At 72.5% G+C, this 23,342-nt stretch carries 19 protein-coding genes; 7 read left to right on the top strand and 12 right to left on the bottom strand.

What is annotated here, in order from left to right:
• Positions 1–10 precede the first annotated feature (10 nt).
• Positions 11–1,711 (top strand): hypothetical protein, encoded by a 1,701-nt coding sequence (locus O7614_RS07450; RefSeq protein ID WP_278137736.1) that lies wholly within the window; start codon positions 11–13, stop codon positions 1,709–1,711.
• Positions 1,712–1,732: 21 nt separating this feature from the next.
• Here the strand turns inward: O7614_RS07450 and O7614_RS07445 are convergent, their stop codons facing one another.
• The 7 genes from O7614_RS07445 to O7614_RS07415 all read right to left on the bottom strand — a co-directional run bounded on the left by O7614_RS07445 (position 1,733) and on the right by O7614_RS07415 (position 10,477).
• Complete coding sequence (locus tag O7614_RS07445; protein ID WP_278137735.1) at positions 1,733–3,256, bottom strand: flippase; 1,524 nt, start codon at positions 3,254–3,256, stop codon at positions 1,733–1,735.
• A complete protein-coding gene (locus O7614_RS07440; protein WP_278137734.1) occupies positions 3,253–4,317 on the bottom strand; it encodes a glycosyltransferase family 4 protein in 1,065 nt (354 codons plus the stop codon). Before O7614_RS07440 ends, O7614_RS07445 begins: the two co-directional genes overlap by 4 nt.
• A 22-nt stretch (positions 4,318–4,339) precedes the next feature.
• Complete coding sequence (locus O7614_RS07435; RefSeq protein WP_278137733.1) at positions 4,340–5,410, bottom strand: glycosyltransferase; 1,071 nt, start codon at positions 5,408–5,410, stop codon at positions 4,340–4,342.
• An 8-nt stretch (positions 5,411–5,418) separates the two neighbouring features.
• The gene (locus O7614_RS07430; protein ID WP_278137732.1) at positions 5,419–6,573 is read right to left on the bottom strand and encodes a glycosyltransferase; all 1,155 of its coding nucleotides are present in this window, start codon (positions 6,571–6,573) and stop codon (positions 5,419–5,421) included.
• Between the two features lie 65 nt (positions 6,574–6,638).
• A complete protein-coding gene (locus O7614_RS07425; RefSeq protein WP_278137731.1) occupies positions 6,639–7,853 on the bottom strand; it encodes a glycosyltransferase in 1,215 nt (404 codons plus the stop codon).
• A 108-nt stretch (positions 7,854–7,961) separates the two neighbouring features.
• Positions 7,962–9,083: a glycosyltransferase gene (locus O7614_RS07420; protein ID WP_278137730.1), complete on the bottom strand. Its 1,122-nt coding sequence runs from the start codon at positions 9,081–9,083 to the stop codon at positions 7,962–7,964.
• Between the two features lie 89 nt (positions 9,084–9,172).
• Entirely contained in the window at positions 9,173–10,477 is a 1,305-nt protein-coding gene (locus O7614_RS07415) for a hypothetical protein (RefSeq protein ID WP_278137729.1), read from the bottom strand.
• Positions 10,478–10,607: 130 nt separating this feature from the next.
• On the opposite strand from O7614_RS07415, the gene O7614_RS07410 reads away from it, so the two are divergent.
• The 6 genes from O7614_RS07410 to hutH all read left to right on the top strand — a co-directional run bounded on the left by O7614_RS07410 (position 10,608) and on the right by hutH (position 18,560).
• Entirely contained in the window at positions 10,608–11,459 is an 852-nt protein-coding gene (locus O7614_RS07410; protein ID WP_278137728.1) for a MurR/RpiR family transcriptional regulator, read from the top strand.
• A gap of 17 nt (positions 11,460–11,476) precedes the next feature.
• Positions 11,477–13,135 (top strand): urocanate hydratase, encoded by a 1,659-nt coding sequence (gene hutU / locus O7614_RS07405; protein WP_278137727.1) that lies wholly within the window; start codon positions 11,477–11,479, stop codon positions 13,133–13,135.
• Complete coding sequence (locus O7614_RS07400; RefSeq protein ID WP_278137726.1) at positions 13,132–14,334, top strand: allantoate amidohydrolase; 1,203 nt, start codon at positions 13,132–13,134, stop codon at positions 14,332–14,334. The genes hutU and O7614_RS07400 overlap by 4 nt, the downstream gene beginning before the upstream one ends.
• Before the next feature lie 148 nt (positions 14,335–14,482).
• Positions 14,483–15,844 (top strand): formimidoylglutamate deiminase, encoded by a 1,362-nt coding sequence (locus O7614_RS07395; RefSeq protein ID WP_278137725.1) that lies wholly within the window; start codon positions 14,483–14,485, stop codon positions 15,842–15,844.
• Complete coding sequence (hutI, locus tag O7614_RS07390) at positions 15,841–17,025, top strand: imidazolonepropionase (protein WP_278137724.1); 1,185 nt, start codon at positions 15,841–15,843, stop codon at positions 17,023–17,025. The genes O7614_RS07395 and hutI overlap by 4 nt, the downstream gene beginning before the upstream one ends.
• Positions 17,022–18,560 (top strand): histidine ammonia-lyase, encoded by a 1,539-nt coding sequence (gene hutH, locus O7614_RS07385; protein WP_278137723.1) that lies wholly within the window; start codon positions 17,022–17,024, stop codon positions 18,558–18,560. Before hutI ends, hutH begins: the two co-directional genes overlap by 4 nt.
• 61 nt (positions 18,561–18,621) lie before the next feature.
• Here hutH and rdgB read toward each other — a convergent pair whose 3' ends face one another.
• The 5 genes from rdgB to O7614_RS07360 all read right to left on the bottom strand — a co-directional run bounded on the left by rdgB (position 18,622) and on the right by O7614_RS07360 (position 23,201).
• Positions 18,622–19,239, bottom strand: coding sequence for an RdgB/HAM1 family non-canonical purine NTP pyrophosphatase (rdgB, locus tag O7614_RS07380; protein WP_278137722.1), 618 nt, complete (start codon positions 19,237–19,239; stop codon positions 18,622–18,624).
• 52 nt (positions 19,240–19,291) lie between these two features.
• Positions 19,292–20,023 (bottom strand): ribonuclease PH, encoded by a 732-nt coding sequence (gene rph / locus O7614_RS07375; RefSeq protein ID WP_278137721.1) that lies wholly within the window; start codon positions 20,021–20,023, stop codon positions 19,292–19,294.
• Positions 20,024–20,032: 9 nt separating this feature from the next.
• On the bottom strand, positions 20,033–21,202 hold the full coding sequence (locus O7614_RS07370; protein ID WP_278137720.1) for a glycosyltransferase: 1,170 nt from the start codon (positions 21,200–21,202) through the stop codon (positions 20,033–20,035).
• Positions 21,199–22,347, bottom strand: coding sequence for a glycosyltransferase family 1 protein (locus O7614_RS07365; RefSeq protein ID WP_278137719.1), 1,149 nt, complete (start codon positions 22,345–22,347; stop codon positions 21,199–21,201). Before O7614_RS07365 ends, O7614_RS07370 begins: the two co-directional genes overlap by 4 nt.
• Positions 22,348–22,457: 110 nt before the next feature.
• Positions 22,458–23,201, bottom strand: a complete 744-nt coding sequence (locus O7614_RS07360; RefSeq protein WP_196921334.1) for an MBL fold metallo-hydrolase — start codon at positions 23,199–23,201, stop codon at positions 22,458–22,460.
• Positions 23,202–23,342 lie beyond the last annotated feature (141 nt).

Raw genomic sequence — 23,342 nt, 5'->3', positions numbered from 1 at the left:
GGAGCCGGACATGATCACCCGTCGCAGCCTCATTGCCGTCGCCGGCTGCCTGGCCTTGGCCAGTGACGCGCCGCGGCCGAGACGCGCTGTGCTACCCACGCCGTCCGGGGGCGACGACACCGCGGCGCTCAACGCCGCACTCCGTGTCGGCGCCGGTGGTCTCATCCATGCCCCCAAAGGTGCCAACTACCGGGTCAGTGGCCCGCTCGTGTTGCACAGCGGCACCACCCTCGTGATGTCCGACAGCACCGTCACCCTGGTGCCGGGCAGCGGCTGCAACCTGCTCACCAACATGGCGGTCGCGGGCGGTGGCCGGGACCACGACATCCGAGTGACGGGTGGCACCTGGATTCGCGCCGACCTGGCCAGTGGCATCGGCCCGGATCTGCACACGCTGCGGTTCCGGCGGGTCGACAAGCTGGTGATCGAAGGGCTGGCGGTCAAGACCTCCGGTGACAAGTACGCGATCTCCCTCGGCGACGTCGCCGACGCCACCGTCGCGAGGATCACCTTCGACGTGCGGTCCGACGGCGTGCACATCCAGGGGCCCGCCGCACGGACCAGGATCAGCACGCTGCGGGGGACCACCGGCGACGACACGGTCGCCATCACACCCCGCGACTGGCAGGCGTACGACGACGTGTCGGGGCCGGTCGTGGACACCCACATCGAGGACATCGACGTGACCTCGGCCGCGGCGTTGGTCAAGGTTCTCGGCGGATCGCCGGAGACCGTCGCGTTGCGTACCACCGTCCGTGGTGTCGCCGGCCGTGCCCGCAACAACGTCATCTGGATCGGCGACGACACGGCCGAGTGGCGCACCACCGGCGGCCAGATCGACGAGCTGACCGTGGAGCGCGTCACCGCCGCCACGGTGCCCGGCCGGCATGTCGTGTACCTCAACGGCTCGAACATCGGCCGCGTCCAGGTCCGGGAGCTGACCTTCGCCGACCCCGGAGCGGACGGCGCGCTGCTGCGGGTCGCATCGCAGACCACCGCGACCGTCACGGAGCTTGCCGTCGACGGCGTCGAGGTGGCACAACTCGGCACCGGGCCCGTCGTCGGTGTCGACCGCACCGCACGGATCCAACGGCTGCGGGTGAACCGCCTGACGGTCACGGCGGCTGCCGCCGGCGCGCCCATGGTGCGGATCGCCGGAACTGTGGACGACCTCGCCATGCGGGCGGTCACCGCCGCTGCTCCCGGCGACAGCTACCTCCTGGAGTTGCCGACCTGGGCCAAGAATGCCGCCGTCCGTCAGGCGAGTGTCTCGGAATCGGGCATCGCCGGCCGCGGTGGTGGCCTCGTCGCCGCCACCGCGGCGACTCACACCCTGCCGCAACTGGCCCTGACCAACGTACGGACAACCGGGAAGGCCTGGCTCGTCAATCTGAACACCCACACCGACCTACGGTTGTCGGAGGTCACCATCGAAGACACGGCCGGTGGGGTGTTGAAGGTACACAGCTCGGGCGCGGCGGTCGTCCGGGGCGACACGCTGCGGACCGCCCACGGCTCACCAGGAGTGGCCATTTCCTCCGGCGGTTCGGTGACCTCGTACGCGCAGGATCTGGCCGTCGATGTCAGCCGGCTCGTACGCGCGGAGGGCAGCACCGCCACGAACACCAACGGCCAACTGTCCTGTGGGACAGGGCCGGTGGTGTGCTCCCGACTGACCTGGCAGAACATTCGGACCGGCGCCACCTACTGAGCAGGTGACGCCGGCCGCACGTCAGAGGGCATTACGCGACAACACACGCTTGAGATCGGCGGGGGTGAGTACCCGTGCCACCAGCACCGCTCCGCCGAACACGGCACCGGCCAGCACCGCCTCGACCGGCCAGGGCAGTTGGACCAGCCACAGCGCGAGGATCGTGACCGCACCGACGACGAAGACACTCGCCATCTCGCGCACCGGCAGCCGGGACGCCATCGCCCGAGCGGCGAGAAGGCAGGTGGCGACTCCGATGGTCAGCTCCGTGCCGGCGGCGACCGCTGCCGCGCCGGTGGCTCCCCAGCGGGCGGAGGCCCAGAACATGGCGGCGATGTTGACGACCGCCACCGAAACGGTCAACACCGCGATCGGCTTCACGAGGCCCAGCGCGGAGCAGATCGTCGTGCCGACATAGCCCAGGGTGACGCCGATGAAGGCCACGGAGAGCAGGACCAGCGGCGCGACCGCCGGACCGAACTCGTCGCCGTACAGGTAGGCGACGAGAGCGGGGGCGAGCGCGATCAGCATGACCGCGGTACCGACGCCGATCACGGCCCCGGTGCGGGTCGCCAAGCTGAAGACCAGCGTCCGGCGGTGCGGGTCCATCGACATGCTGTTGGCCACGATGGGCAGCAGCGGCGCCACCAGCATGGCAGGGCCGAGCTGCGCGACGTCCAGGAACTTGTACGCCGCCGAGTAGTAGCCGACCTCAGCGGCTCCCTGCAGGTGAAACAGGATCACCGACCCGAGGCGGTAGTAGGCCATGACGGCCAGCGCGCTGATCGCCAGCGGCCAACTCAGCGCGAAGATCCGACCCGCTTCCGCCCACGAGGGCCGGCCGAGTGGTACGAGCCGCCGATTGATCGCCACGCCGACGCCCGTCTGCAACACGACGACGGCGACGAAGAACCAGGCGAGCATGACGACGTCGCCGCCGGTACCCGCGATGACGACCACGGCGACCAGCCAGAGGACCCCCTGCACGAGCGCGAGGATGGCCGAGACCTCGGGCCGGAAACGCGCCATCGCGCCGGCCGTGAGGATGGACGCCGCGGACAGCGGCGTCGCGATGGCGACGACGCTGACGACGCCGCTCGACTCGCCGAACAGCCCCTGTGCGGCGCAGACCAGCAGGGCCACCGTCGCGGCGAGCGCCACCGACGTGCGGATGACCAGACCGGTACTCAGGATGCGCCCGGCCGCCGCCTTCTCCCGGGCGATCCGGGAGCTCACGGTGATCGTGGTGCCCATGTCGGCGACCTGTGCCGCCGCCGTGCCGAGGGTGAGCGCCAGGGCGAACACCCCGTAGCCCTCCGGGTTGAGGTAGCGCGCCAGCACGGAGGTGGTCGCCATGCCCACCACCATGCCCAGCAGCCGGAGGCCGAGGGAGATCGCCGTGGCCGTGCTCAGGCCCCGCGCCGAGCGGGTACCGCCGGTCGGGCTGCCCGGCTCGTCGATCGTTCCGGCGTCCGCCGGAAGGGTGCCGACTGTCGCAGCGTCCCGGTCGCCCGGCTCAGTTGTGGTTCTGTCGGTCGCGGTCACCGAAGGCACTCCCCGAAGATGTGTTCGTACGCGTCCAGCCAGGCTTCGCGGCCGTGCTGCTGCTCGACGTACGACAGGCCGCTCCCCCGCAGTTCCAGGAGCCCTGTCGCCCGGTCCGGAGTCAACTCCGACGGGTCCCCGATCACCAGACCCCCACAGCGGGGTACGAGTTCGGTGCCGGGGTCACCGTCGAACGCCACGATGGGCAGGCCGGCGGCGGCGGCCTCCAGCACGCAGGTCGGCGTACCGTCGGTTTCCGCCCCGCAGTACAGGTAGAGGTCGCTCGCCGCGAGGAGGTCCGGCACGTCGTCGCGGTGACCGGTGAAGTGCACGTCGGCGCTGCCCGCGCTGAACCGTTCGAGCCGCTCGCGGTCCGGTCCGTCGCCGACGACGACCAGAGCGCTCCCGCTGGCCAGCGCCGCCGCGATCGCCCGGTCGTGGCGCTTGGCACCGTGCAGGCGGGAGGCGAGGATGGCGACTCGACGGTCCTGGAAGTGGCGTGGCAGCAGCCGCTCGCGCAACGTCGCCCGCATCTCCGCCGACGGGGCGGCGTAGCGCTGGGTGTCGATCGAGTTCGGCACCACGACGAGCTTGTCCCGGCCGACCACCGGTTCGAGGTCGCGCGCCACGGCCTCGCCGACGCAGACCACGCGCGAGACGTGCTCGGCGGCGCGCGCGTAGCCCGCGAGGAGCAGACGCCCGGCCGGACCGCCCATCCATCGCCCGTGCTCGGTCCAGACCACCGGCGCCCGACGGGACAGCGGCGCGGTCAGGGCGATCTGTTCCCGTTTGAACTGCAGGTAGTAGACGGAGGCGTCGGCGACGACCTGCGTCCGGTGCCGTTCCAGGGGGACCCGCAGAATGCCCGCGGCCATCGTCTTGCGGGACCACTTCGGGCCGAGCCCGATCTCCCGCCGGTCGAGGCCGCGCTCCTCCCAGCCTGGGCACTGGCCGTACAGCACGACGTCGTGGCCGCGCTCACGCATTCCGTGGCCGAGCGCGACCGTGTGCGCCTCGGCCCCACCGGCCGTGTCGGAGACGGAGACCACCGTGACGGTCATCGTGGACAAGCTCGTCCTCTTCTCAGCCGACACGGGTCCGGCCATCGGTCCGGCTCTCCTGAGCGACGGTGTATTCGTGGAGGTAACGCCCGGCGGCGTCGGCCGTGTCGAGCGGCTGAGCCCCGGTGTCGTACGCGGCGACGATGGCGTCCCGTACCGCCTCGACGCTGGTGTCACGCGCGACGGCGGTGGCCAGTTCGCCCAGCCCTCCGCACGGCGCGACAGCGGTCGGCACACCCAACCGGGCCGCCACCGCGAGGACACCGGACTGGCTGGCGATCTGATACGGCGCGACGACGACGTCGGCCGCGGCGACCAGCGCGGTGAAATCGTCGACGTCCAGGTAGCGGTAGTCGGTCACCACCGCCGCTCCGGTCTGCGCGACCAGCGAGTCCACCTGTGTGCCCGGTCCCAGGTCCTCGCCGACCACCGCACCTCGCCAGCCGGGCAGACCGGCCATCGCCTGGACGAACAGCTCAGGGTTCTTGTCGGAACGGACCTGACCAGGTAGCAGGGCGAGCCGGCCACCATCCGGGTCGAGCTCGGCCCGCCAGTGTCGGACCCGTGCCGGATCGGCGGGCGGCGTCCACTGCACCAGAGGAACCTGCGCGACGTTCGGCACTCCCCGGTCGAGCAGCAGCCGCCGGTCGGCGTCGGAGTAGACGAGGACCCGGTCGGAGCCCTCGATCGCGCTGCGCAGGGCGCGTCCGCCGCCGGGAGCGTTCGACCGGACGAAGGTGTTGTGTGGGCTGGTGACGACAGTGGCGGCGCGACGGCGGGCCACCGACACCAGCTCCGGGGTCAGCGCGAACATGCCCTGGATGTGGACGACGTCCTGCGGGTCGATGGCGCGGTGGAGGTGGGGCAGGGTCCGGACGACATAACGCGCCGACGTCCGAGCCTGCCGGACCACCCGGCTGGACGACGCGCGGTGCCAGCTGACGCACCGGCAGAGGCGGACCGCGGCGGGAGCGGCGTCGCAGTCGTCGGCGGTGTGGACGACCACGTCCACACCGAGTGCCACCAGGCCGGCAGCCACCTCGACGGTGTGGTTGAAGACTCCACCCCGACCACCGGACTCGATGAGATGCACCCGCCGAATCATCGGGCCGCCTTTCGCCTGGCGAGGGCGGTGACGGAGTCAACGACCTCGGCAACCGTCCGGGACCAGCCGAGGGCTTCGCAGCGTTGCCATCCGGTGAGTTCCCGCGTGTGTCGGGTGGGCAGGTCGCGTACCGCGTCGACCACCGCCCTCGCGAAGGACTGCGGATGGTCCGCCGACCAGTAGGCGTCGGCGCCCCGCAGCGCGTCGGGCAGGCCCTGGGCGGCGAATGGACTCATCACGACGGAACGTCCACGCGACATCGACTCGGTCAGTTTGAGTTGCGAGCCGCCGCCCGTGGTGGCGGGCGCGACAGTCACCGCGGCACCCGCGTACGCCTGCGCCACGTCGTCGAGGGTGCCGAGGACGGTGAGCCCGGGAACGTCGGCGAACTCCGGGGCCAGTGCCTCACTCCGCCGGCCGGCGACCACCAGTCGGGTCTCGGGGGACTCGGCGTGCACGAGGGGCCAGACGTCCCGCACCAGCGCCCGCAGCGCCGTCACGTTCGGCTCGTAGTCGTACGACGCCAGGGCGAGCACGTACCCGTCCCACGGTGACGGTTGGTAGGGCCAGATGTCGACGCCGTTGGGGGCGAGGATGACCTGCCGGGCCCACTTGCTCAGGACGTCCAGGTCCGGTTGTGCGAGCGCGACACAGACCTCCGCCTGGGCCGCGACCCGAGGCTCCCAGAAGCCGGCCTTGGTCGCCTCGGCGCGACGGGCCATCCGCTGCCAGCCCTGGGCCGAGGTCACCAGGGTCTGGAGCCGTTGACTCTCGATGTTGGCGAACTCGACGATCTGCGGCACCCGGCGGGACGCCGGGGGCGCCCACGCGGCCAGATAGGAGTGTGACCAGTACACGGCGTCGGGCCGGAAGTCAGCGCAGAGCGCGTCCAGGGATTCGGCGATGGGCATCATGTAATGCCCACCCAGGTGCGGGCGACCGGAAGCTCGGGTGCGGACCGCCGATGGCGGCGACCAGGGCAGCGGACGGGTCGCGACGGGCGGATCCGCCTCGCGGTTGCCGTGGTCGGGGAACGTGACCAGCACCTCGACCTGTTCGCTCAGCGCCTCGGCGACCCGGGCGGTCCGTATCCGCCCTCCGTGGTGCGCCGGCCAGGGCGGCTCGACGCTCACGACAAGTACCCGGCTCATACCGGCACCACCCGATTCCCCCGTGTTCGACCGCGTAGCGGCCGGTGATCATTGCCCATCGCCCGCTAACGTGCGCGGGTCAGTTCGGTTTGCAGGAGTTCCCGCAGCACCGCGCCACGGCCCTCCCAGCCATTCTCCGCAGCACTCGTCATCCGATCGGTCAGCACGGCGTCGGAGACCGGTTCGAGCAGCTCCGCCACGCGCCGGGCGAAGTCGTCCCCCGCGGCCATCGTCACGTGCGGATTGGTGCGCGCCAGCTCCGTCACCGACGGAAGCCCGGTGCTCACGACGGACAGACCGGAGGACAGGTACTCGAAACACTTCAGCGGGCTGACACCCCGGGTGTAGTCGTTGATCGAGTACGGGATGAGCCCCACCGCGCAGGTACCCGCCACCTCGGCGAGCTGCGCGGGCGTGAGGACACCGAGATGGCGCGCCCCGAGTTCCTCAAGACGCCGCAGCTCCGCGTCGAAGCTGCCGCCACCGGCTGCCAGTGGACCCGCCAGCAGCAGCTCGCCGCGACCACGTACCGCGGTGGCGACCGCTTCGAGAATCGGCATGTCCAGCTTGTGGACGGTGAGGTTGCCGGAGAAGAGAACGGCGGGACGACGCTCGGCCGCGGGGCGGCTGGCCGCTGTGAAGACCGACACGTCCGCCACGTTCTGCAGCAGCTCGACCCTGGGGAACCCGGCGGCGACGAGGTGCTCGTGCACCGCCTGACTGGTGGCGATGGCAACGGAGGTACGCGACGACAGCGACTTCTCCCCCCGGCCCACGGCGACACCGTCCACGCCCGGGAAGGTCGCCAGGAGGTCCACGCAGTGGTAGATGACGACGTCCGCCGACGCCTCCAGGCCGTACGTGACCGGGGTGAACGTCCACAGCACACGCGGGTGCGGACTGCGGAGCCAGTCGCCGGTGGCACGCCTGAGCAACGCCCGGTTCAGCGGCAGCGTCGGAGCGCGATGCACCGGCAGCACGAGGGGCGACACGATCTGCGCGTTGTCCGGTCGCGGCCGGTGGGCCGGAGTCTCCGTCTGCTCGCCGATGGCCCGCCTGACCCGGCTGGCCATCCGGACCACGTCGTCGCGGCGCAGCTTGGGCCGGCGCAGACCCAGCGACTCGACGAAGGTGATGTTCGCGCTCCTCGACAGCTCCCGCGCGACGTAGTGCTGGTTCGTCGCGATCGGCGAATCCCACTCGGCCGTTCCCAACATCAGCACGTTCGGCAGGGGAGCCTCGCCGAATCGGGCCTGCTCCGGCATTGACGCCGTCACCATAAAATCATCTCCAGCTCGCAGCGCCACTCAGACCCGGCGCAAGATTAAGGGAGCCGGCAGGTGAAGCCAAGACCTGGGGTCTTCCTGCCAACAGGGCTGGCCGGGCGGCTATGCCTCGTCCGTCAACCAGGTGGCGATGTTCGCCTGGAAGGCCTGCGGCGTGAACCGTTGGGCGTTCGCCATCGGCCCGGACGGGGGCAGCAACGCCGCCTGGCGAATCGGGTCCACGTAGGCAGCCGGGTCGGTCTCGTTCAACAGGAACCCGGTCTGGCCGGTGACCACGGTCTCCAACAAGCCGCCGCGAGCCCAGCCCACCACCGGGGTGCCGCAGGCCTGCGCCTCCACCGGAATCATGCCGAAGTCCTCGAGTGCCGGGTAGAGCAGTGCCACGGCACCCCAGTACAGCTCGCGGAGCCGCTCTGTGGTCGGCCGGAACTCGAACTCCACCGGCACGTCAGCTCGGGCGGCCAGCCGACGCAGGTTCTCCTCCTCCGGGCCACCGCCGGCGATCACCAGCGGCAGCCGCGCCGCGGCGGCGATCTCGATCATCAGGTCGAAGTTCTTGTACGGGATCCACCGGCCCACGCCCAGCAGGTAGCGGCGTTCCTGGTTGCGTACCTCCTGCGGAGCCGCGCCGAAGTACTCCACCTCCACCGGAGGGTTGATCACCCGTGCGTCGCGGCCCCAGAATCGGCGGATCCGTGCCTGGACCTCCATGGAGTTCGCCGCGTAGCTGTGCACGTGCCGGCTCAGCCGCTTGTCGCCGGCCTGCAGCACCGCGCGCATCGGTGCGAGCACGGCGTTCGCACCCCGCTGGTCCAGTTCGGGGCTCCAGACATAGCGAGCTGGCGAGTGCACGTAACTCAGGTGCCGGGTCTCGTCCGGGTCGCCGATCTTGACGGTGTGCGCGAAGGCGTGGCTCGACGAGATGACGAACTCGTACTTCTTACGGGTCAGCGTTCGCCACGTCAGCGGCATCAGCGGGAGCGCAAGGGCCTTGCTGCGCCGCAGCGGCGTCTTGGCCATCCAGGACTCGTGGATGCCCTGGTCCACAGTGGCATCGTCGTCCTTCCACAGGACGAAGCGATCCGCGTGTGGCACCACGTCGGCCATGCTCAGAAAGACCTGCTCCGAGCCGCCGGTCGCACCGAACCACTCGTGGATCAGAGCGACCGACCGGTCGGCCAGGGGCCGCAGACCCGCGTCGGGTGTGGACGAAGTGAGGCTCACTGACTTTCCCCTCAGGCGACCGGGTCACCGGTCACACTCGCTGCGACAGAGATTCGGACGAACCAGGGTGGCGGACTCCGCGGGCGCGCTCAGAAGACGGTGACATCCCGGATGTAGCTGGCGAAGCGCCGCAGCAGGTACGCGCCCTCCACCGGCGAGGTCATCCGGACCACCACCTGCCGGTCGATCGTGCCGGCCTCGCCGCTGCGGACGTAGGCGACGACGACCAGCCCGTGCCGCTTCGTGCCGTTGGCCTCGATGATCTGCTCGGCGTAGGCCGCGTGCTGGCCGCTGCGAACCCACTGCGCGCCCCATGCCTCCTCGACCGCGCGCATCGCGACCTGCCACTGCTCGTTGCACGGCGCAGGGCAGCTTCGCACGATCAACTCGCCACCGATCATCTGCTCGCCCGGCGCATTGTTCCCGCAGTTGTACTTGATGAAGCCGTCGGCGCGGGCCGCGAGGGCACACTTCCAGTCCATCGGAAGCTTGACCGGGAAGCCGACCCCGTCGAGGTCGGTCAGGGTCTGCACCTCATCCCGCTCGTTGTACTTCGGCCACTGGGTCGGCCATGCTCCGGGCTTCGGCGGCTCGATGCCGGGCGCCTGCGGCGGCGCCGTCGGCAGAGGCGGCGAGCCGAGGCTGCTGCCGGACGCAGTCACCGTCGGGGTGTCGTTGTCGCCCGAGCCCTTCCAGAGCGCCAGGCCGCCGGCACCGGCGAGCACCACCAGGACCAACGCGGCGATCCCGATCCAGAGACCGGTCCGCTGGGGCTTCGGCGCGGACGGCGCGATGCGGCGGACCGGTGAGGAGAACGCGTCGCCGCCCGGCCCACTCGTCGGCATCGGGACCGCCGGCGGCGCCGAGGTCACCGCGCCCGGTGAGGTGGGTGCGCCGGAGACCGGGTGCGGGGCGGCGGACACCAGTTGGCTCGGGATCGGCGCGGCCTGCACGGCCCACGGGGCCGGCGGTCCACCGGAGACGGGCTGCGGCGGGGCCGACACGGGAGGCGCGGACACCGACGGTGGGGCGGAGATCGGTGGGGCGGACGACGGTGGCGCGGAGGTCGGTGGGGCGCTCGTCGGGGCGGGGGTGTAGTCGACGCCGAGGGCCCGGAACAGCTTCTCCGCGCCGGGGCCGACCTCCGCCGAGTAGGCCACCCAGGGTGCGGCGGCGGAGAAGTCGGCGTACGTGTAGGGCGTCGGGTCGGCCGACTGGGCCAGCAGGTCGGCGGCTCCGGAGAACGCCTCGCGCCAGCCGGCCGTGGCGGCGACGGTGGCGTCGAGCACCGCCACCGTGACGAACCGGCCCTGCTCGTCGATCGCTGCCCACGCCTTCCCCACTGGTGACCCGCCGAGCGCGTGGGTGAACCTGTAGGGGCCTTCCGGCTGCATGCGCACTCCTCCGTTGAACCGCCGTGCGGATAGTACCGACCGTCGTCCAGCCGGACCGGCCCCGGTTGGCCCGCTTCGATGAGCAGGCCACTGCTTGCTTCGTGAAAGTTTCTATGCATAGAGTCAGCTCATGAATGAAGGAGCTGTCGAGGCACCCGCTGACCGGGTGCTCGACCTGTTCCAGGGGGTGCGGCTCACCCCCACCCAGCGCCGGATCGCGCACTGCCTCGTGCAGCACGCCCCCGCCGTGGCGTACCTGTCCGCCGCCGAGGTCGCCGATCTCGCCGGGGTCAGTCAGCCGTCGGTCACCCGGTTCGCCGTCGCGCTCGGGCACGACGGTTACCCGGCGCTGCGCCGCCGGCTGCGCGACCTGACCGCCGGGACACCCGGCGGGCCGGCGGACGCCGGCAACGAACTCCAGCAGGCGGTACGCGCCGAGATGGGCAACCTGAACCGGCTGGCCGGTCAACTCGCCGACCGGGACCGGCTCGCCGAGACCGGGCGGCTGCTCGCCGAGAGCCGCCCGCTGCCGGTGCTCGGCCTGCGTGCTGCCGCGCCGCTGGCCGCGTACTTCGCCTACTTCGCGGCCAAGGTGCACCCGGACGTACGGGTGCTCGACGACGGCGGCAGTCTGCTCACCGACCGGCTGGAGCAGGCTGCCGAGGCCGGAGCGTCCGCGCTGCTCGCCTTCGTCCTGCCCCGCTATCCCCGGGAGACCCTGGACGCGCTGCGCGACGCGCGCGCCGCCGGGCTGACCGTGGTGGCGATCACCGACTCACCGGTCAGCCCGGCCACCGAGTACGCCCATGTGGTGCTGCCCGCCGCGGTCGGCGCGCGGCTCGTGTTCGACCTGCACACCGCACCGATGACCCTGGCCATGGTGCTGTTGCAGGCGATCTGCGACGCCGCGCCGGCCGACACCCAGCGCCGACTGGAGGCGTTCGAAGCCTCTGCGGCCCGCCGACAGTTGTTCCTCGGATGACCGGAGGAGAAGCAGAGATGACCAAGCCCATCCGTGCCGCACGGGGCAGCCAGCTCACCACCCGAGGGTGGCAGCAGGAGGCCGCTCTGCGAATGTTGATGAACAACCTCGATCCCGAGGTGGCCGAGCGTCCCGACGACCTGGTGGTCTACGGCGGCACCGGGAAGGCGGCGCGGGACTGGCCGTCGTACCACGCGTTGGTCCGTACGCTCACCGACCTGCGCGAGGACGAGACGATGCTGGTGCAGTCGGGCCGCCCGGTCGGGGTGATGCGTACCCACGAGTGGGCGCCCCGGGTGCTGCTGGCCAACTCCAATCTGGTCGGCGACTGGGCGACCTGGCCGGAGTTCCGTCGCCTCGAACAGCTCGGCCTGACCATGTACGGGCAGATGACGGCCGGCTCGTGGATCTACATCGGCACCCAGGGCATCCTCCAGGGCACCTACGAGACGTTCGCGGCGGTGGCAGCCAAACGGTTCGGGGGCACCCTCGCCGGCACCCTCACGCTGACCGCCGGCTGCGGCGGGATGGGCGGCGCGCAGCCGCTCGCGGTCACCATGAACGGCGGCGTCTGCCTGATCGTGGACGTGGACCGCACCCGGCTGGACCGTCGGGTGCACGACCGCTACCTGGACGAGGTCGCCGACTCGTTGGACGACGCGGTCGAGCGGGTGCTCGCGGCGAAGCGGGACCGTCGGGCCCTGAGCGTCGGGGTGGTCGGCAACGCCGCCGAGGTCTTCCCCGAGCTGCTCAACCGGGGCATCGGGATCGACATCGTGACCGACCAGACCAGCGCGCACGACCCGTTGGCGTACCTGCCGGTGGGGGTCGAGCTGGCCGAGGCACGGGACTACGCCGCGGCGAAGCCGGCCGAGTTCACCGACCGGGCCAGGGCGTCGATGGCGAAGCACGTCGAGGCGATGGTCGGCTTCCTCGACGCCGGCGCCGAGGTGTTCGACTACGGCAACTCGATCCGGGGCGAGGCGCAGCTCGGCGGCTACCAGCGGGCCTTCGACTTCCCCGGCTTCGTGCCGGCGTACATCCGGCCGTTGTTCTGCGAGGGCAGGGGCCCGTTCCGGTGGGCGGCGCTCTCCGGTGACCCGGCGGACATCGCCGCCACCGACCGGGCCATCCTGGAGCTGTTCCCGGAGAACGAGTCGTTGGCCCGTTGGATCAAGCTGGCCGGTGAGCGGGTCGCCTTCCAGGGCCTGCCCGCCCGGATCTGCTGGCTCGGCCAGGGCGAGCGGGACAAGGCAGGCGTTCGGTTCAACGACATGGTCGCCTCCGGCGAACTCTCCGCGCCGGTGGTGATCGGCCGGGACCACCTGGACACCGGCAGCGTCGCCAGCCCGTACCGGGAGACCGAGGGGATGGCCGACGGCTCCGACGCCATCGCCGACTGGCCGCTGCTCAACGCCCTGGTCAACACCGCCAGCGGCGCGTCCTGGGTGTCCATCCACCACGGCGGTGGCGTCGGCATCGGCCGGTCGATCCACGCCGGGCAGGTCTGCGTGGCCGACGGCACCGCCCTGGCCGGTCAGAAGATCGAGCGGGTGCTCACCAACGACCCGGCGATGGGCGTGATCCGACACGTCGACGCCGGCTACGACAGTGCCCGCGAGGTCGCCGAGCGCACCGGAGTCCGCATCCCGATGACCGAGGGCGCCGACTCGTGAGCGGCGACCTCTCCGCCCGGTTCCGGGCTTTGTGGGACGAGATCGCGCCGATCGGGCGGGACGCCGACAGTGGCGGCTATCTGCGGTACGCGTTGACCGCGCCGGAGCTGGAACTACGGGGCTGGTTCCGGGCGCAGGCCGAACGGCGTGCGATGCCGGTCACCGAGGACGGCAACGGCAACCTCTTCGCGCACTGGGGTGACCCCGAGGGCGCCGACGCCGTGCTGACCGGCAGCCACTTCGACTCGGTGCCGCACGGCGGGGCGTACGACGGGCCACTCGGCATCGTCAGCGCCTTCCTCGCCGTGGACGAACTACGCGCCGCCGGGGTCACCCCGGACCGGCCGCTGGTGCTGGGTGCGTTCGTCGAGGAGGAGGGGGCGCGTTTCGGCGTACCCTGCCTGGGGTCTCGGCTGCTCACCGGGGCGCTGTCACCCGAGCGCGCGGCCGGCCTGCGCGACGCGGCCGGGGTGAGCTTCGCCGAGGCGCTGGGCGACCGGCCGGCGGGCGCCCGCCCGGAGTTGCTGGGCCGGATCGGCGCGTTCGTCGAGCTGCACGTCGAGCAGGGCCGCGCGCTGGTCGACAGCGACGCGCCGGTCGCGGTGGCCAGTGCGATCTGGCCGCACGGCCGGTGGCGCTTCGACGTGGTCGGCGAGGGCAACCACGCGGGTACGACCCGGATGGCCGACCGCCGCGACCCGATGCTCACCTACGCGTTCACCGTGCTGGCGGCGAACAAGGAGGCCCGGCTGCGGGGGGCACACGCCACAGTGGGACGGGTCGCCGTCGAACCCAACGCCACAAACGCGATCCCGTCCACGGTGACCGGTTGGCTGGACGCCCGCGCCGCCGACCCGGAGACCCTCGCCGGCCTGGTCGACGCGGTACGCGGCAAGCTCGCCGAACGGGCCCGCCGCGACGGTACGGCGGTGACGGTCACCGAGGAGTCGGCGACTCCGCTGGTCGCCTTCGACGGTGGGCTGGCCAAGCGCCTCGCCACACTGCTGGACGCGCCGGTGCTGCCCACCGGTGCGGGGCACGACGCCGGGGTGCTCGCCGGGCACCTGCCCACCGCGATGCTCTTCGTGCGCAACCCGACCGGGGTGTCGCACTCCCCCGCCGAGACGGCGACCGACGACGACTGCGCCGCCGGGGTCCGGGCGCTGGCCCGGGCGCTGGAGGAGCTGACATGCCGGTAGGCGAGGTGCGGCGGCGCCGACACGGCGGGGGTCGACCTCTGGTGGTGTCGTCCTTTGGAGCTGATGTCGCAAACGAATCACACCGAGACCCGACACCGGTGCTGCCGCTGATGTCACAGACGATTCAGCTCCAAAGGAGGCGAGCGGCATGACCACCACCCGCTGGCTGGCGGAGTACGCCTGGCTGCCCGAGCACGCCGAGCCCACGCCCGACGTGCTGATCGAGACCGACGGGGGGCGGATCACCGGGGTGACGCCGCTGACCCCCGGGAGCCGGCCGCCCTCCGGCGTCGACGTGTACGCGGACGCCGTGGCACTGCCCGGACTGACCCTGCCCGGGCTGGCCAACGCGCACTCGCACGCCTTCCACCGGGCGCTGCGCGGGCGCACCCACGGCGGCCGGGGAGACTTCTGGACCTGGCGGGACCAGATGTACGGCGTCGCGGACCGGCTGGACCCGGACACCTACCTGGCCCTGGCCCGCGCGGTCTACGCGGAGATGGCGCTCGCCGGGGTCACCTGCGTGGGCGAGTTCCACTACCTGCACCACCGGCCCGACGGCGGCGCGTACGACGACCCGAACGAGATGGGCGCCGCGCTGGTCGAGGCCGCCGCGCACGCCGGGATCCGGCTGACCCTGCTGGACACCTGCTACCTGACCTCCACCGTGGACGGGCAGGCCCTGGCCGGACCGCAGCGCCGCTTCGGCGACGGGGACGCGGCCCGCTGGACGCAGCGGGCCGGGGCGTTCCAGCCGACGGACCCCCACGTCCGGGTCGGCGCGGCCGTGCACTCGGTGCGCGCGGTCCCGGCCGACCAGCTCCGCACGATCGCCGAGTGGGCCGGGGAGCGGCAGTCGCCGCTGCACGTGCACCTCTCCGAGCAGCCGGCCGAGAACGACGAGTGCCGGGCGGTGCACGGGCGTTCGCCGACCGCGCTGCTCGGCGAGCACGGCGTGCTCGGGCCGAACACCACAGCCGTGCACGCCACCCACCCGACCAGCGCCGACCTCACCCTGCTCGCCGACAGCCGGACCGGCGTGTGCCTCTGCCCGACCACCGAGCGGGACCTCGCCGACGGGATCGGCCCGGCCCGGCTGATGGCCGAGGCGGGGATCCGGCTCAGCCTGGGCAGCGACAGTCACGCGGTGGTCGACCTGTTCGAGGAGGCCCGGGCGGTGGAGTTGGACGAGCGGCTGCGCACCCGTCGGCGCGGCCACTTCGCGCCGCTCGACCTGCTGACCGCGGCCAGCGTCGCCGGGCACGCCGCGCTGGGCTGGGCCGACGCCGGGAGGATCACGGTGGGCGGGCGTGCCGACCTGGTGACGGTACGCCTGGACAGCGCCCGCACCGCCGGGGTACCGCCGGTGGGCGCCTTCTTCGCGGCCGGCGCGGCAGACGTCGAGCGGGTCGTGGTGGACGGCCGGGTGGTGGTGGCCGAGGGTCGACACCTGAGCGTGGACGTGCCGGCCGAGTTGTCGGCGGCGATCGAGGCGGTGAACCCGACATGAGCAGTCTGCTGGTCGACGACATCGGGGAGTTGGTCACCAACAGTCCCGGTAACGGCCCGCTCGGCATCCGCCGCGACGCCGCCGTGCTGATCGAGGAGGGGCGGGTGGCCTGGGTCGGGCCGTCCGCGTACGCCCCGGCCGCCGACCGGCGGATCGACGCCGGTGGGGCCGCGGTGCTGCCCGGCTTCGTGGACAGCCACGCCCACCTGGTCTTCGCCGGGGACCGGTCCGCCGAGTTCGCCGCCCGGATGGCCGGGCAGCCGTACACCGGCGGCGGCATCCGGACCACTGTCGGTGCGACCCGGGCCGCCACCGACAACGAACTCCGGGCCACCGTGCGCCGGCTGCGCGGGGAGGCGCTGCGCCAGGGCACCACGACCATGGAGATCAAGAGTGGGTACGGGCTGACCGTCGCCGACGAGGCCCGCTCGCTGCGGATCGCCGCCGAGAGCAGCAGCGAGACCACCTTCCTGGGCGCGCACGTGGTGCCCACCGAGTACGCCGACCGCCCCGACGACTACGTGGGGCTGGTCTGCGGACCGATGTTGGCCGCCGCCGCCCCGTACGCGAAGTGGATCGACGTGTTCTGCGAGCGGGGCGCCTTCGACGTCGACCACGCCCGCGCCATCCTGGCCTGCGGGCAGGCTGCCGGGCTGGGCGTCCGGCTGCACGCCAACCAGCTCGGCCCCGGCCCCGGCGTTCAGCTCGGCGTCGAGCTGGGCGCGGCGAGCGTCGACCACTGCACCCACCTCAGCGACGCCGACATCGACGCGCTCGCCGACACCGCCCACAGCGACGGGTCGGGCACCCGCACGGTGGCCACCCTGCTGCCCGGTGCCGAGTTCTCCACCCGCTCGCCCTACCCGGACGCGCGTCGGCTGCTCGACGCCGGTGTCACAGTGGCGTTGGCGACGGACTGCAACCCGGGCTCGTCGTACACCTCCTCGATGCCGTTCTGCGTCGCCCTCGCGGTCCGCGAGATGCGGATGACCCCGGCGGAGGCGGTCTGGGCCGCCACCGCCGGCGGCGCGCGGGCGCTGCGCCGCGACGACATCGGCGTCCTCACCCCCGGCGCGCGGGCGGACCTGATCGTCCTGGACGCGCCGTCGTACCTGCACCTGGCCTACCGGCCCGGTGTCCCCCTGATCCGCCAGGTCCTGCTCAACGGAGTGCCGCAATGACGACCGTGACCATCCAGCCCACCGGAATTTCCGCCGACGACGTGCTCAGCGTGGCGCGCGGCACCGCCAAGGTCGTCCTCGACCCGGCCACCATCGACGCGATGGCGACCAGTCGGGCCATCGTGGACGGGATCGAGTCGTCCGGCCGCCCCGTCTACGGGGTCTCCACCGGGTTCGGGGCGCTGGCCAACACCTTCATCGCCCCGCAGCGGCGGGCCGAGCTGCAACACGCGCTGATCCGGTCGCACGCCGCCGGGGTGGGTGCCCCGATGCCGCGCGAGGTGGTCCGGGCGATGATGCTGCTGCGGGTCCGGTCCCTCGCCCTGGGCCGCTCCGGGGTCCGGCCGGTGGTCGCCGAGGCCCTGGTCGACCTGCTCAACCACGACATCACCCCGTGGGTGCCCGAGCACGGCTCGCTGGGCGCCTCCGGTGACCTGGCGCCGCTGGCGCACTGCGCGCTGGCGCTGCTGGGTGAGGGCTGGGTCCTCGGCCCGGCCGGTGAGCGGCAGGACGCGGCCGACGCGTTGACCGCCGCCGGGCTCAAACCGATCGAGCTGGCCGCCAAGGAAGGGCTGGCGCTGATCAACGGCACCGACGGCATGCTCGGCATGCTGCTGTTGGCGATCAACGACGCGGCGCACCTGTTCGCCATGGCCGACGTGACGGCCGCGCTGGCCATCGAGGCGATGCTGGGCTCCGAGCGGCCGTTCCTGCCCGAGCTGCACGCGATCCGGCCGCACCCCGGTCAGGCCGCCTCGGCGGCGAACATCCATCGACTGCTGCAGGACTCCCGGGTGATGGACTCGCACCGCGACGACCTGGCACACGCCGTGCAGGACGCGTACTCGATGCGCTGCGCCCCGCAGGTGGCCGGCGCGGCCCGCGACACCCTGGACTTCGTCCGCACCGTCGCCGCGCGGGAACTGGTGTCGGTGGTGGACAACCCGGTCGTGCTGCCGGACGGCCGGGTCGAGTCGACGGGCAACTTCCACGGCGCGCCGCTCGGCTTCGCCGCGGACTTCCTCGCCATCGCCGCCGCCGAGGTGGGCGCGATCGCTGAACGGCGGGTGGACCGGCTGCTCGACGTCACCCGCTCCCGGGAACTGCCGGCGTTCCTCTCCCCCGACGCCGGGGTCAACTCCGGGCTGATGATCGCCCAGTACACGGCGGCCGGCATCGTCGCCGAGAACCGTCGCCTGGCCGCCCCTGCCTCGGTGGACTCCCTGCCCACCAGCGGCATGCAGGAGGACCACGTCTCGATGGGCTGGGCGGCGGCGAAGAAGCTGCGCAGCGTGCTGGACAACCTGACCAGCCTGCTCGCGGTGGAGCTGCTGGCCGGCGTACGCGGTCTGCAACTGCGCGCACCGCTGGAGCCGTCACCGGCCGGACGGGCCGCCGTCACCGCGCTCGGCCCGGCGGCCGGCGAGCCCGGCCCGGACGTGTTCCTCGCCCCGGTGATGGAGGCGGCCCGTGCCGTCGTCGCCGGACCGGAGTTGCGCGCGGCCATCGAACGGGAGGTCGGCCCGCTGGGCTGACCCAGGCCGGGCGCTGCCGTCCGCCACGGGTCAGCTGGCGGGCGGCAGCACCTCGCGCCCGTCAGCTGGCGGGCGGCAGCACCTTCGCGACCAGCTTGGCCAGCTCGCGCAGCGCCTTGCCACGGTGGCTGATCGCGTCCTTCTCGGCCGGCGTCAGCTCGGCGTTGGTCCGGTCCTGCCCGTCACCCAGGAAGATCGGGTCGTAGCCGAACCCGCCGTCGCCGCGCGGAGCGCGCAGCACCTGCCCGGACTGCCGGCCGTCGACCAGGTGTTCCTTGCCGCCGGGCAGCACCAGCGCCACAGTGCAGACGAACGAGGCTGCCCGCTGCTCGTCCGGCACGTCGGCGATCTGGTTCAGCACCAACTGAAGGTTGGCCTGGTCGTCGCCGTGCTGTCCGGACCAGCGGGCGCTGAACACCCCCGGCATCCCGTTGAGCGCGTCCACCGCGAGCCCGGAGTCGTCGGCGATGGTCGGCAGACCGGTCTGCCGGCACCCCTCCCGCGCCTTGATCAGTGCGTTCTCACCGAAGGTCAGGCCGGTCTCCGGCAGCTCCGTGTACTGCTCGACGTCGTCCAGCCCGAGCAGGGCGATCCGGTGCGCGCCGAGCGCGCCGTCCAGGATCCGCTGAAGCTCCACCAGCTTCTTCCGGTTGCGGGTGGCGAGCAGGACCTTGTTCATGCTGAATCACCTTTGTTCGCGACTGCGGGGCTCGCAAGCTCACTCCTCGCGCTCACGGGGAGGAAAGTGCCTTCCGCTGGGCTTCGGCCAGTTCGGTGCAACCCGCGACGGCCAGGTCGAGCAGGCTGTCGAGCTGGTCCCGGGCGAACACGCCCGCCTCACCGGTGCCCTGCACCTCGACGAAGTCACCCGCGCCGGTGCACACCACGTTCATGTCCACCTCGGCGGCGACGTCCTCCTCGTAGCAGAGGTCGAGACGTGCCTCGCCGGCGATGATCCCGACGCTGACCGCCGCTACCGACCGGTGCATCACCTTCTCCGGCTTACCGGCCAGCGCCTTCCGCGCGGCGAGCCAGCCCACGGCGTCGTGCAGGGCGACGTACGCGCCGGTGATCGCCGCGGTGCGGGTGCCACCGTCGGCCTGGAGCACGTCGCAGTCGAGCACGATCGAGTTCTCACCGAGCGCCTTGAGGTCGATGCTGGCCCGCAGGCTGCGGCCGATCAACCGGGAGATCTCGTGGGTACGACCACCGACCCGACCCTTGACGCTCTCCCGGTCGGAGCGGGTGTTGGTGGCCCGGGGCAGCATCGCGTACTCGGCGGTCACCCAGCCGAGCCCGGAGCCCTTACGCCAGCGGGGCACCCCCTCGGTGACGCTCGCCGTGCAGAGCACCCGGGTGCCGCCGAACTCGACGAGCACCGAGCCCTCCGGATGGGTGCTCCAGCCTCGGGTCAGGGTCACCGGTCGAAGTTGAGAGGGCCCTCGCCCGTCAGGTCGCGCCATGACTGCACCCTATGCGGTGCGGGGATCCACCTCGCTCGGGGTGCCCACGAGCGCGGTCGCGTCGTGCACCCGGAGGAACCCGGCGACGGCGGCCGGCCACCCGAACTCCTCGGCCCGCGCCCGAGCGGCCAGTCGCCGCTGCGCCTCCGGGCGGGCCGCCAGGCGGGTCACCGCCGCGGCCATCGACTCCCCCGAGCCGTACGCGGCCAGGCCGGCGGCGCCGACCACCTCGGGTAGTGCGCTGGCCGCGTTGACGACGACCGGGGTGCCGCAGGCCAACGCCTCCAGCCCGGCGAGGCCGAAGGTCTCCACCGGGCCGGGCGCCAGTACGACATCGGCGCTCGCGAGCAACGCCGCCACCGCGGCACGGTCCGGGAGGAAGCCGGTGAACGTGACCGGCAACCCTTGCGCCCGACGGGCGAGGGTGCCGCGCAGCGGGCCGTCCCCGGCCATCACCAGCACCGCCGGTACGCCGGCCCGACGCAGCTCGGCGAGGGCCTGCACGGCCAGCTCCGGCCGCTTCTCCGGGGACAGCCGGGCGCAGTGCACCACCAGCAGCTCACCCGGGTCGGCGTACCGCGCGCGCAGCCGCGGGTCGACCCGGTCCGGGGAGAAGGTGTCCAGGTCCACCCCGAGCGGCACCAGGTCGACGTTGCCGGCGCCGATCCGGTCGAACTCCTCGGCGGCCCACCGGGTCGTGCAGACGATCCGGTCGTACGCCTGGCTGGTCGCCCGGTTGAGCCGGTCGGCGATCGACCGGCGCAGCGTGTGCGGCACACCCCACTGGCCGAGCAGGCCGGTCAGCGACTCGTGCGACACCATCACCGACGGCACCCCGTGCGCCCGCGCCCACCGGCCCGTCCAGCGCAGCGACGAGCGGTCGGACACCTCCAACCGGTCCGGGGTGAGGTCGGCGAGGAGCCGGGCCAGCCGACGCCGGCCGGCGAGCATCCGGTAACCGCCGCTGCCCGGCATCTCCGGGCCGGGCACTGTGATCACCCGCCCCCACGGGTACGAGTCGTCGGAGGCGTGCCGGCCGGGTACCACCAGCACCGGATCGTGTCCCGCCGCCCGGTAGCCCTCGCCCAGGTGTCGCAGCGCGGTACGCAGACCGCCGGAGCGTGCGGTCACGAAGTTGGCGAGCCGCACGATCCGCAGACCGTCAGTGCCCCCGGTCACGAGGCGGCCGGGAGGCCGGCGGTGGTGGCGGCCACGGCGCGTACCGCGTGGTAGTGGCCGACCAACTCGTCGCCGACGGCCGACCAGCTTCGGCGACTGACCGCGACCCGGGCGGCCAGCCCGTAGGCCCGCCGCCGGTCCGCGTCGCCGGCAAGGCCGGCCACCGCCGCGGCGAGGGCGTCGCCGTCGTTCGGCGGCACCAGCGACCCGGTCACGCCCTCGTCGACCAGGTCGACCGGGCCGCCGCTGGCCGGTGCCACCACCGGCACCCCGGAGGCCAACGCCTCCTGGATGGTCTGGCCGAAGGTCTCGTGCGGTCCGGTGTGCACGAACACGTCCAGGCTCGCGTAGAGCCGGGCCAGGTCCTCACCCTGCTGCACGCCGAGGAAGGTCACCCCGGGCAGCTCCCGGGCCAACTGCCGGCGGGCCGGGCCGTCGCCGGCCACCACCACCCGCACACCGGGCAGCCGCGACGTCGCCGCCAACAACTCCACCCGCTTCTCCGGGGCGAGCCGGCCGACGTAGCCGATCAGCAGCTCACCGTTGGGTGCCAGCCGCTCCCGCAGTGCCGCACACCGTTTGGCCGGGTCGAAGCGCACGGCGTCCACGCCACGACGCCACAGCCAGATCCGCTGCACCCCGTTGGCGATCAGGTCGGCCGCCGCCCGGGTGGACGGGGCGAGGGTGCGCTGCGCCGAGTTGTGGATCTCCCGGATCCGCCGCCAGGCCGCCGCCTCACCCCAGCTCACCCGGTACGCCCGCGCGTACGCGGCCACATCGGTCTGGTACACCGCCACCATGGGCAGCCCGTGCCGGCTGGCCAGGGTGGCCGCCCGTGCGCCGAGGACGAACGGACTGGCCAGGTGGACCACGTCCGGCTGAGCCGACAGCAACGCCCCGGTCAGCCGGGTGGTGGTCGGCACGCCCAACCGGAAACCCTGGTATCGGGGCAGCGGCACGCTGGGGATGCGCACCACCGGGTACGGCAGTCGGTCGATGTTCTGCCGGCTGGCACCGGGTGGGGCGGGCGCGATGACGACCGGCTCGTGGCCCCGGTCGAGCAGGTGCTCCGCCGTGCGCACCACGGAGTGCGCGACGCCGTTCACGTCCGGTGGGAACGACTCGGTCACGATGGCGATCCGCATGCCCACACCGTGCGGGTGCCACGGGTGCGTCAGACGACCGTCCGCTGACCGGCCGGCGAACAGTTCGGCACAACACCGCGGCCCGGCCCCGCGAACCGGGACTCGGCGCGTCAGACGTCGTAACTGGCCCCGGGCCGGACCACTTCGAGCGGCCCGGTGTACGCGGAGGCGGCCGACTCCAGCGTGTGCGCCTCGCTGCCCCAGGCGGGCACCAGGTGGGTGAGCAACAGCCGGCCCACGGCGGCCTTGGTCGCCGCCTCACCGGCCTCCCGACCGGTCAGGTGCAGATCCGGCGGATTGTCCACACCATCGAGGTAACTGGCCTCGCAGAGGAACACGTCGGCGTTCTGGGCCAGCCGCAGCAGCGCCTCACAGGGCGCGGTGTCCGACGAGTAGCACAGCGAACGGCCGTCGTGCTCCAGCCGCACGCCGTACGTCTCGACGGGATGGTTGACCCGGTCGACGGTGACGCTGAACGGGCCGATCGGGAAGGTGCCCGGCTGCAGCGCGTAGAACTGGTACACGTCCTCCACCGAACTGTCCTCGCCGTACGCGGCGCTGAGCCGGTCCGGCGCGCCGGCGGGCGCGTACACCGGCAGCGCCGGGTAGGGGCCGTCCGGGGCCCAACGGCGCACCACCACGTACAGCACGGCGTCGAACATGTGGTCGCAGTGCAGGTGGGTCAGCAGGATCGCGTCCGGGGCGTGCAACCCCGCGTACCGCTGAAGGCTGGACAGCGACCCCGAACCGAAGTCGACCAGGAGCCGGAAGCCGTCGGCCTCGACGAGATAGGCCGAGCAGGGGGATTCGGGGCCAGGGAAACTGCCGGCGCTTCCCAGAACGGTCAGTCGCATCGAGTGTTCTCGCTGTCACTATCAGTAGCGCCCGTGCCGGCGATGGTCCCGGCCATGATCTCTACCGACGCGTACGCCACGCTGCGCAGCCTACGCTGGCGCACCCGGCGGCAAGAATCATCCAACGGAAGTTGTCGCGAA

Origin of the sequence: Micromonospora sp. WMMD961 (assembly GCF_029626145.1) — a bacterium.
In the GTDB taxonomy this organism is placed as follows: domain Bacteria; phylum Actinomycetota; class Actinomycetes; order Mycobacteriales; family Micromonosporaceae; genus Micromonospora.
The sequence above is the reverse complement of the archived record's forward strand: the minus strand, read 5'-3'. Positions and strand labels throughout refer to the sequence as shown.

Bases quoted from the DNA above. Each gene is read 5' to 3' on its own strand.
- O7614_RS07450 (WP_278137736.1), top strand. From the start codon at position 11: ATGATCACCCGTCGCAGCCTCATTGCCGTCGCCGGCTGCCTGGCCTTG.
- O7614_RS07440 (WP_278137734.1), bottom strand. From the start codon at position 4,317: ATGACCGTCACGGTGGTCTCCGTCTCCGACACGGCCGGTGGGGCCGAG.
- O7614_RS07430 (WP_278137732.1), bottom strand. From the start codon at position 6,573: ATGAGCCGGGTACTTGTCGTGAGCGTCGAGCCGCCCTGGCCGGCGCAC.
- O7614_RS07425 (WP_278137731.1), bottom strand. From the start codon at position 7,853: ATGGTGACGGCGTCAATGCCGGAGCAGGCCCGATTCGGCGAGGCTCCC.
- O7614_RS07415 (WP_278137729.1), bottom strand. From the start codon at position 10,477: ATGCAGCCGGAAGGCCCCTACAGGTTCACCCACGCGCTCGGCGGGTCA.
- O7614_RS07410 (WP_278137728.1), top strand. From the start codon at position 10,608: ATGAATGAAGGAGCTGTCGAGGCACCCGCTGACCGGGTGCTCGACCTG.
- hutU (WP_278137727.1), top strand. From the start codon at position 11,477: ATGACCAAGCCCATCCGTGCCGCACGGGGCAGCCAGCTCACCACCCGA.
- O7614_RS07395 (WP_278137725.1), top strand. From the start codon at position 14,483: ATGACCACCACCCGCTGGCTGGCGGAGTACGCCTGGCTGCCCGAGCAC.
- hutI (WP_278137724.1), top strand. From the start codon at position 15,841: ATGAGCAGTCTGCTGGTCGACGACATCGGGGAGTTGGTCACCAACAGT.
- hutH (WP_278137723.1), top strand. From the start codon at position 17,022: ATGACGACCGTGACCATCCAGCCCACCGGAATTTCCGCCGACGACGTG.
- rdgB (WP_278137722.1), bottom strand. From the start codon at position 19,239: ATGAACAAGGTCCTGCTCGCCACCCGCAACCGGAAGAAGCTGGTGGAG.
- rph (WP_278137721.1), bottom strand. From the start codon at position 20,023: ATGGCGCGACCTGACGGGCGAGGGCCCTCTCAACTTCGACCGGTGACC.
- O7614_RS07365 (WP_278137719.1), bottom strand. From the start codon at position 22,347: ATGCGGATCGCCATCGTGACCGAGTCGTTCCCACCGGACGTGAACGGC.
- O7614_RS07360 (WP_196921334.1), bottom strand. From the start codon at position 23,201: ATGCGACTGACCGTTCTGGGAAGCGCCGGCAGTTTCCCTGGCCCCGAA.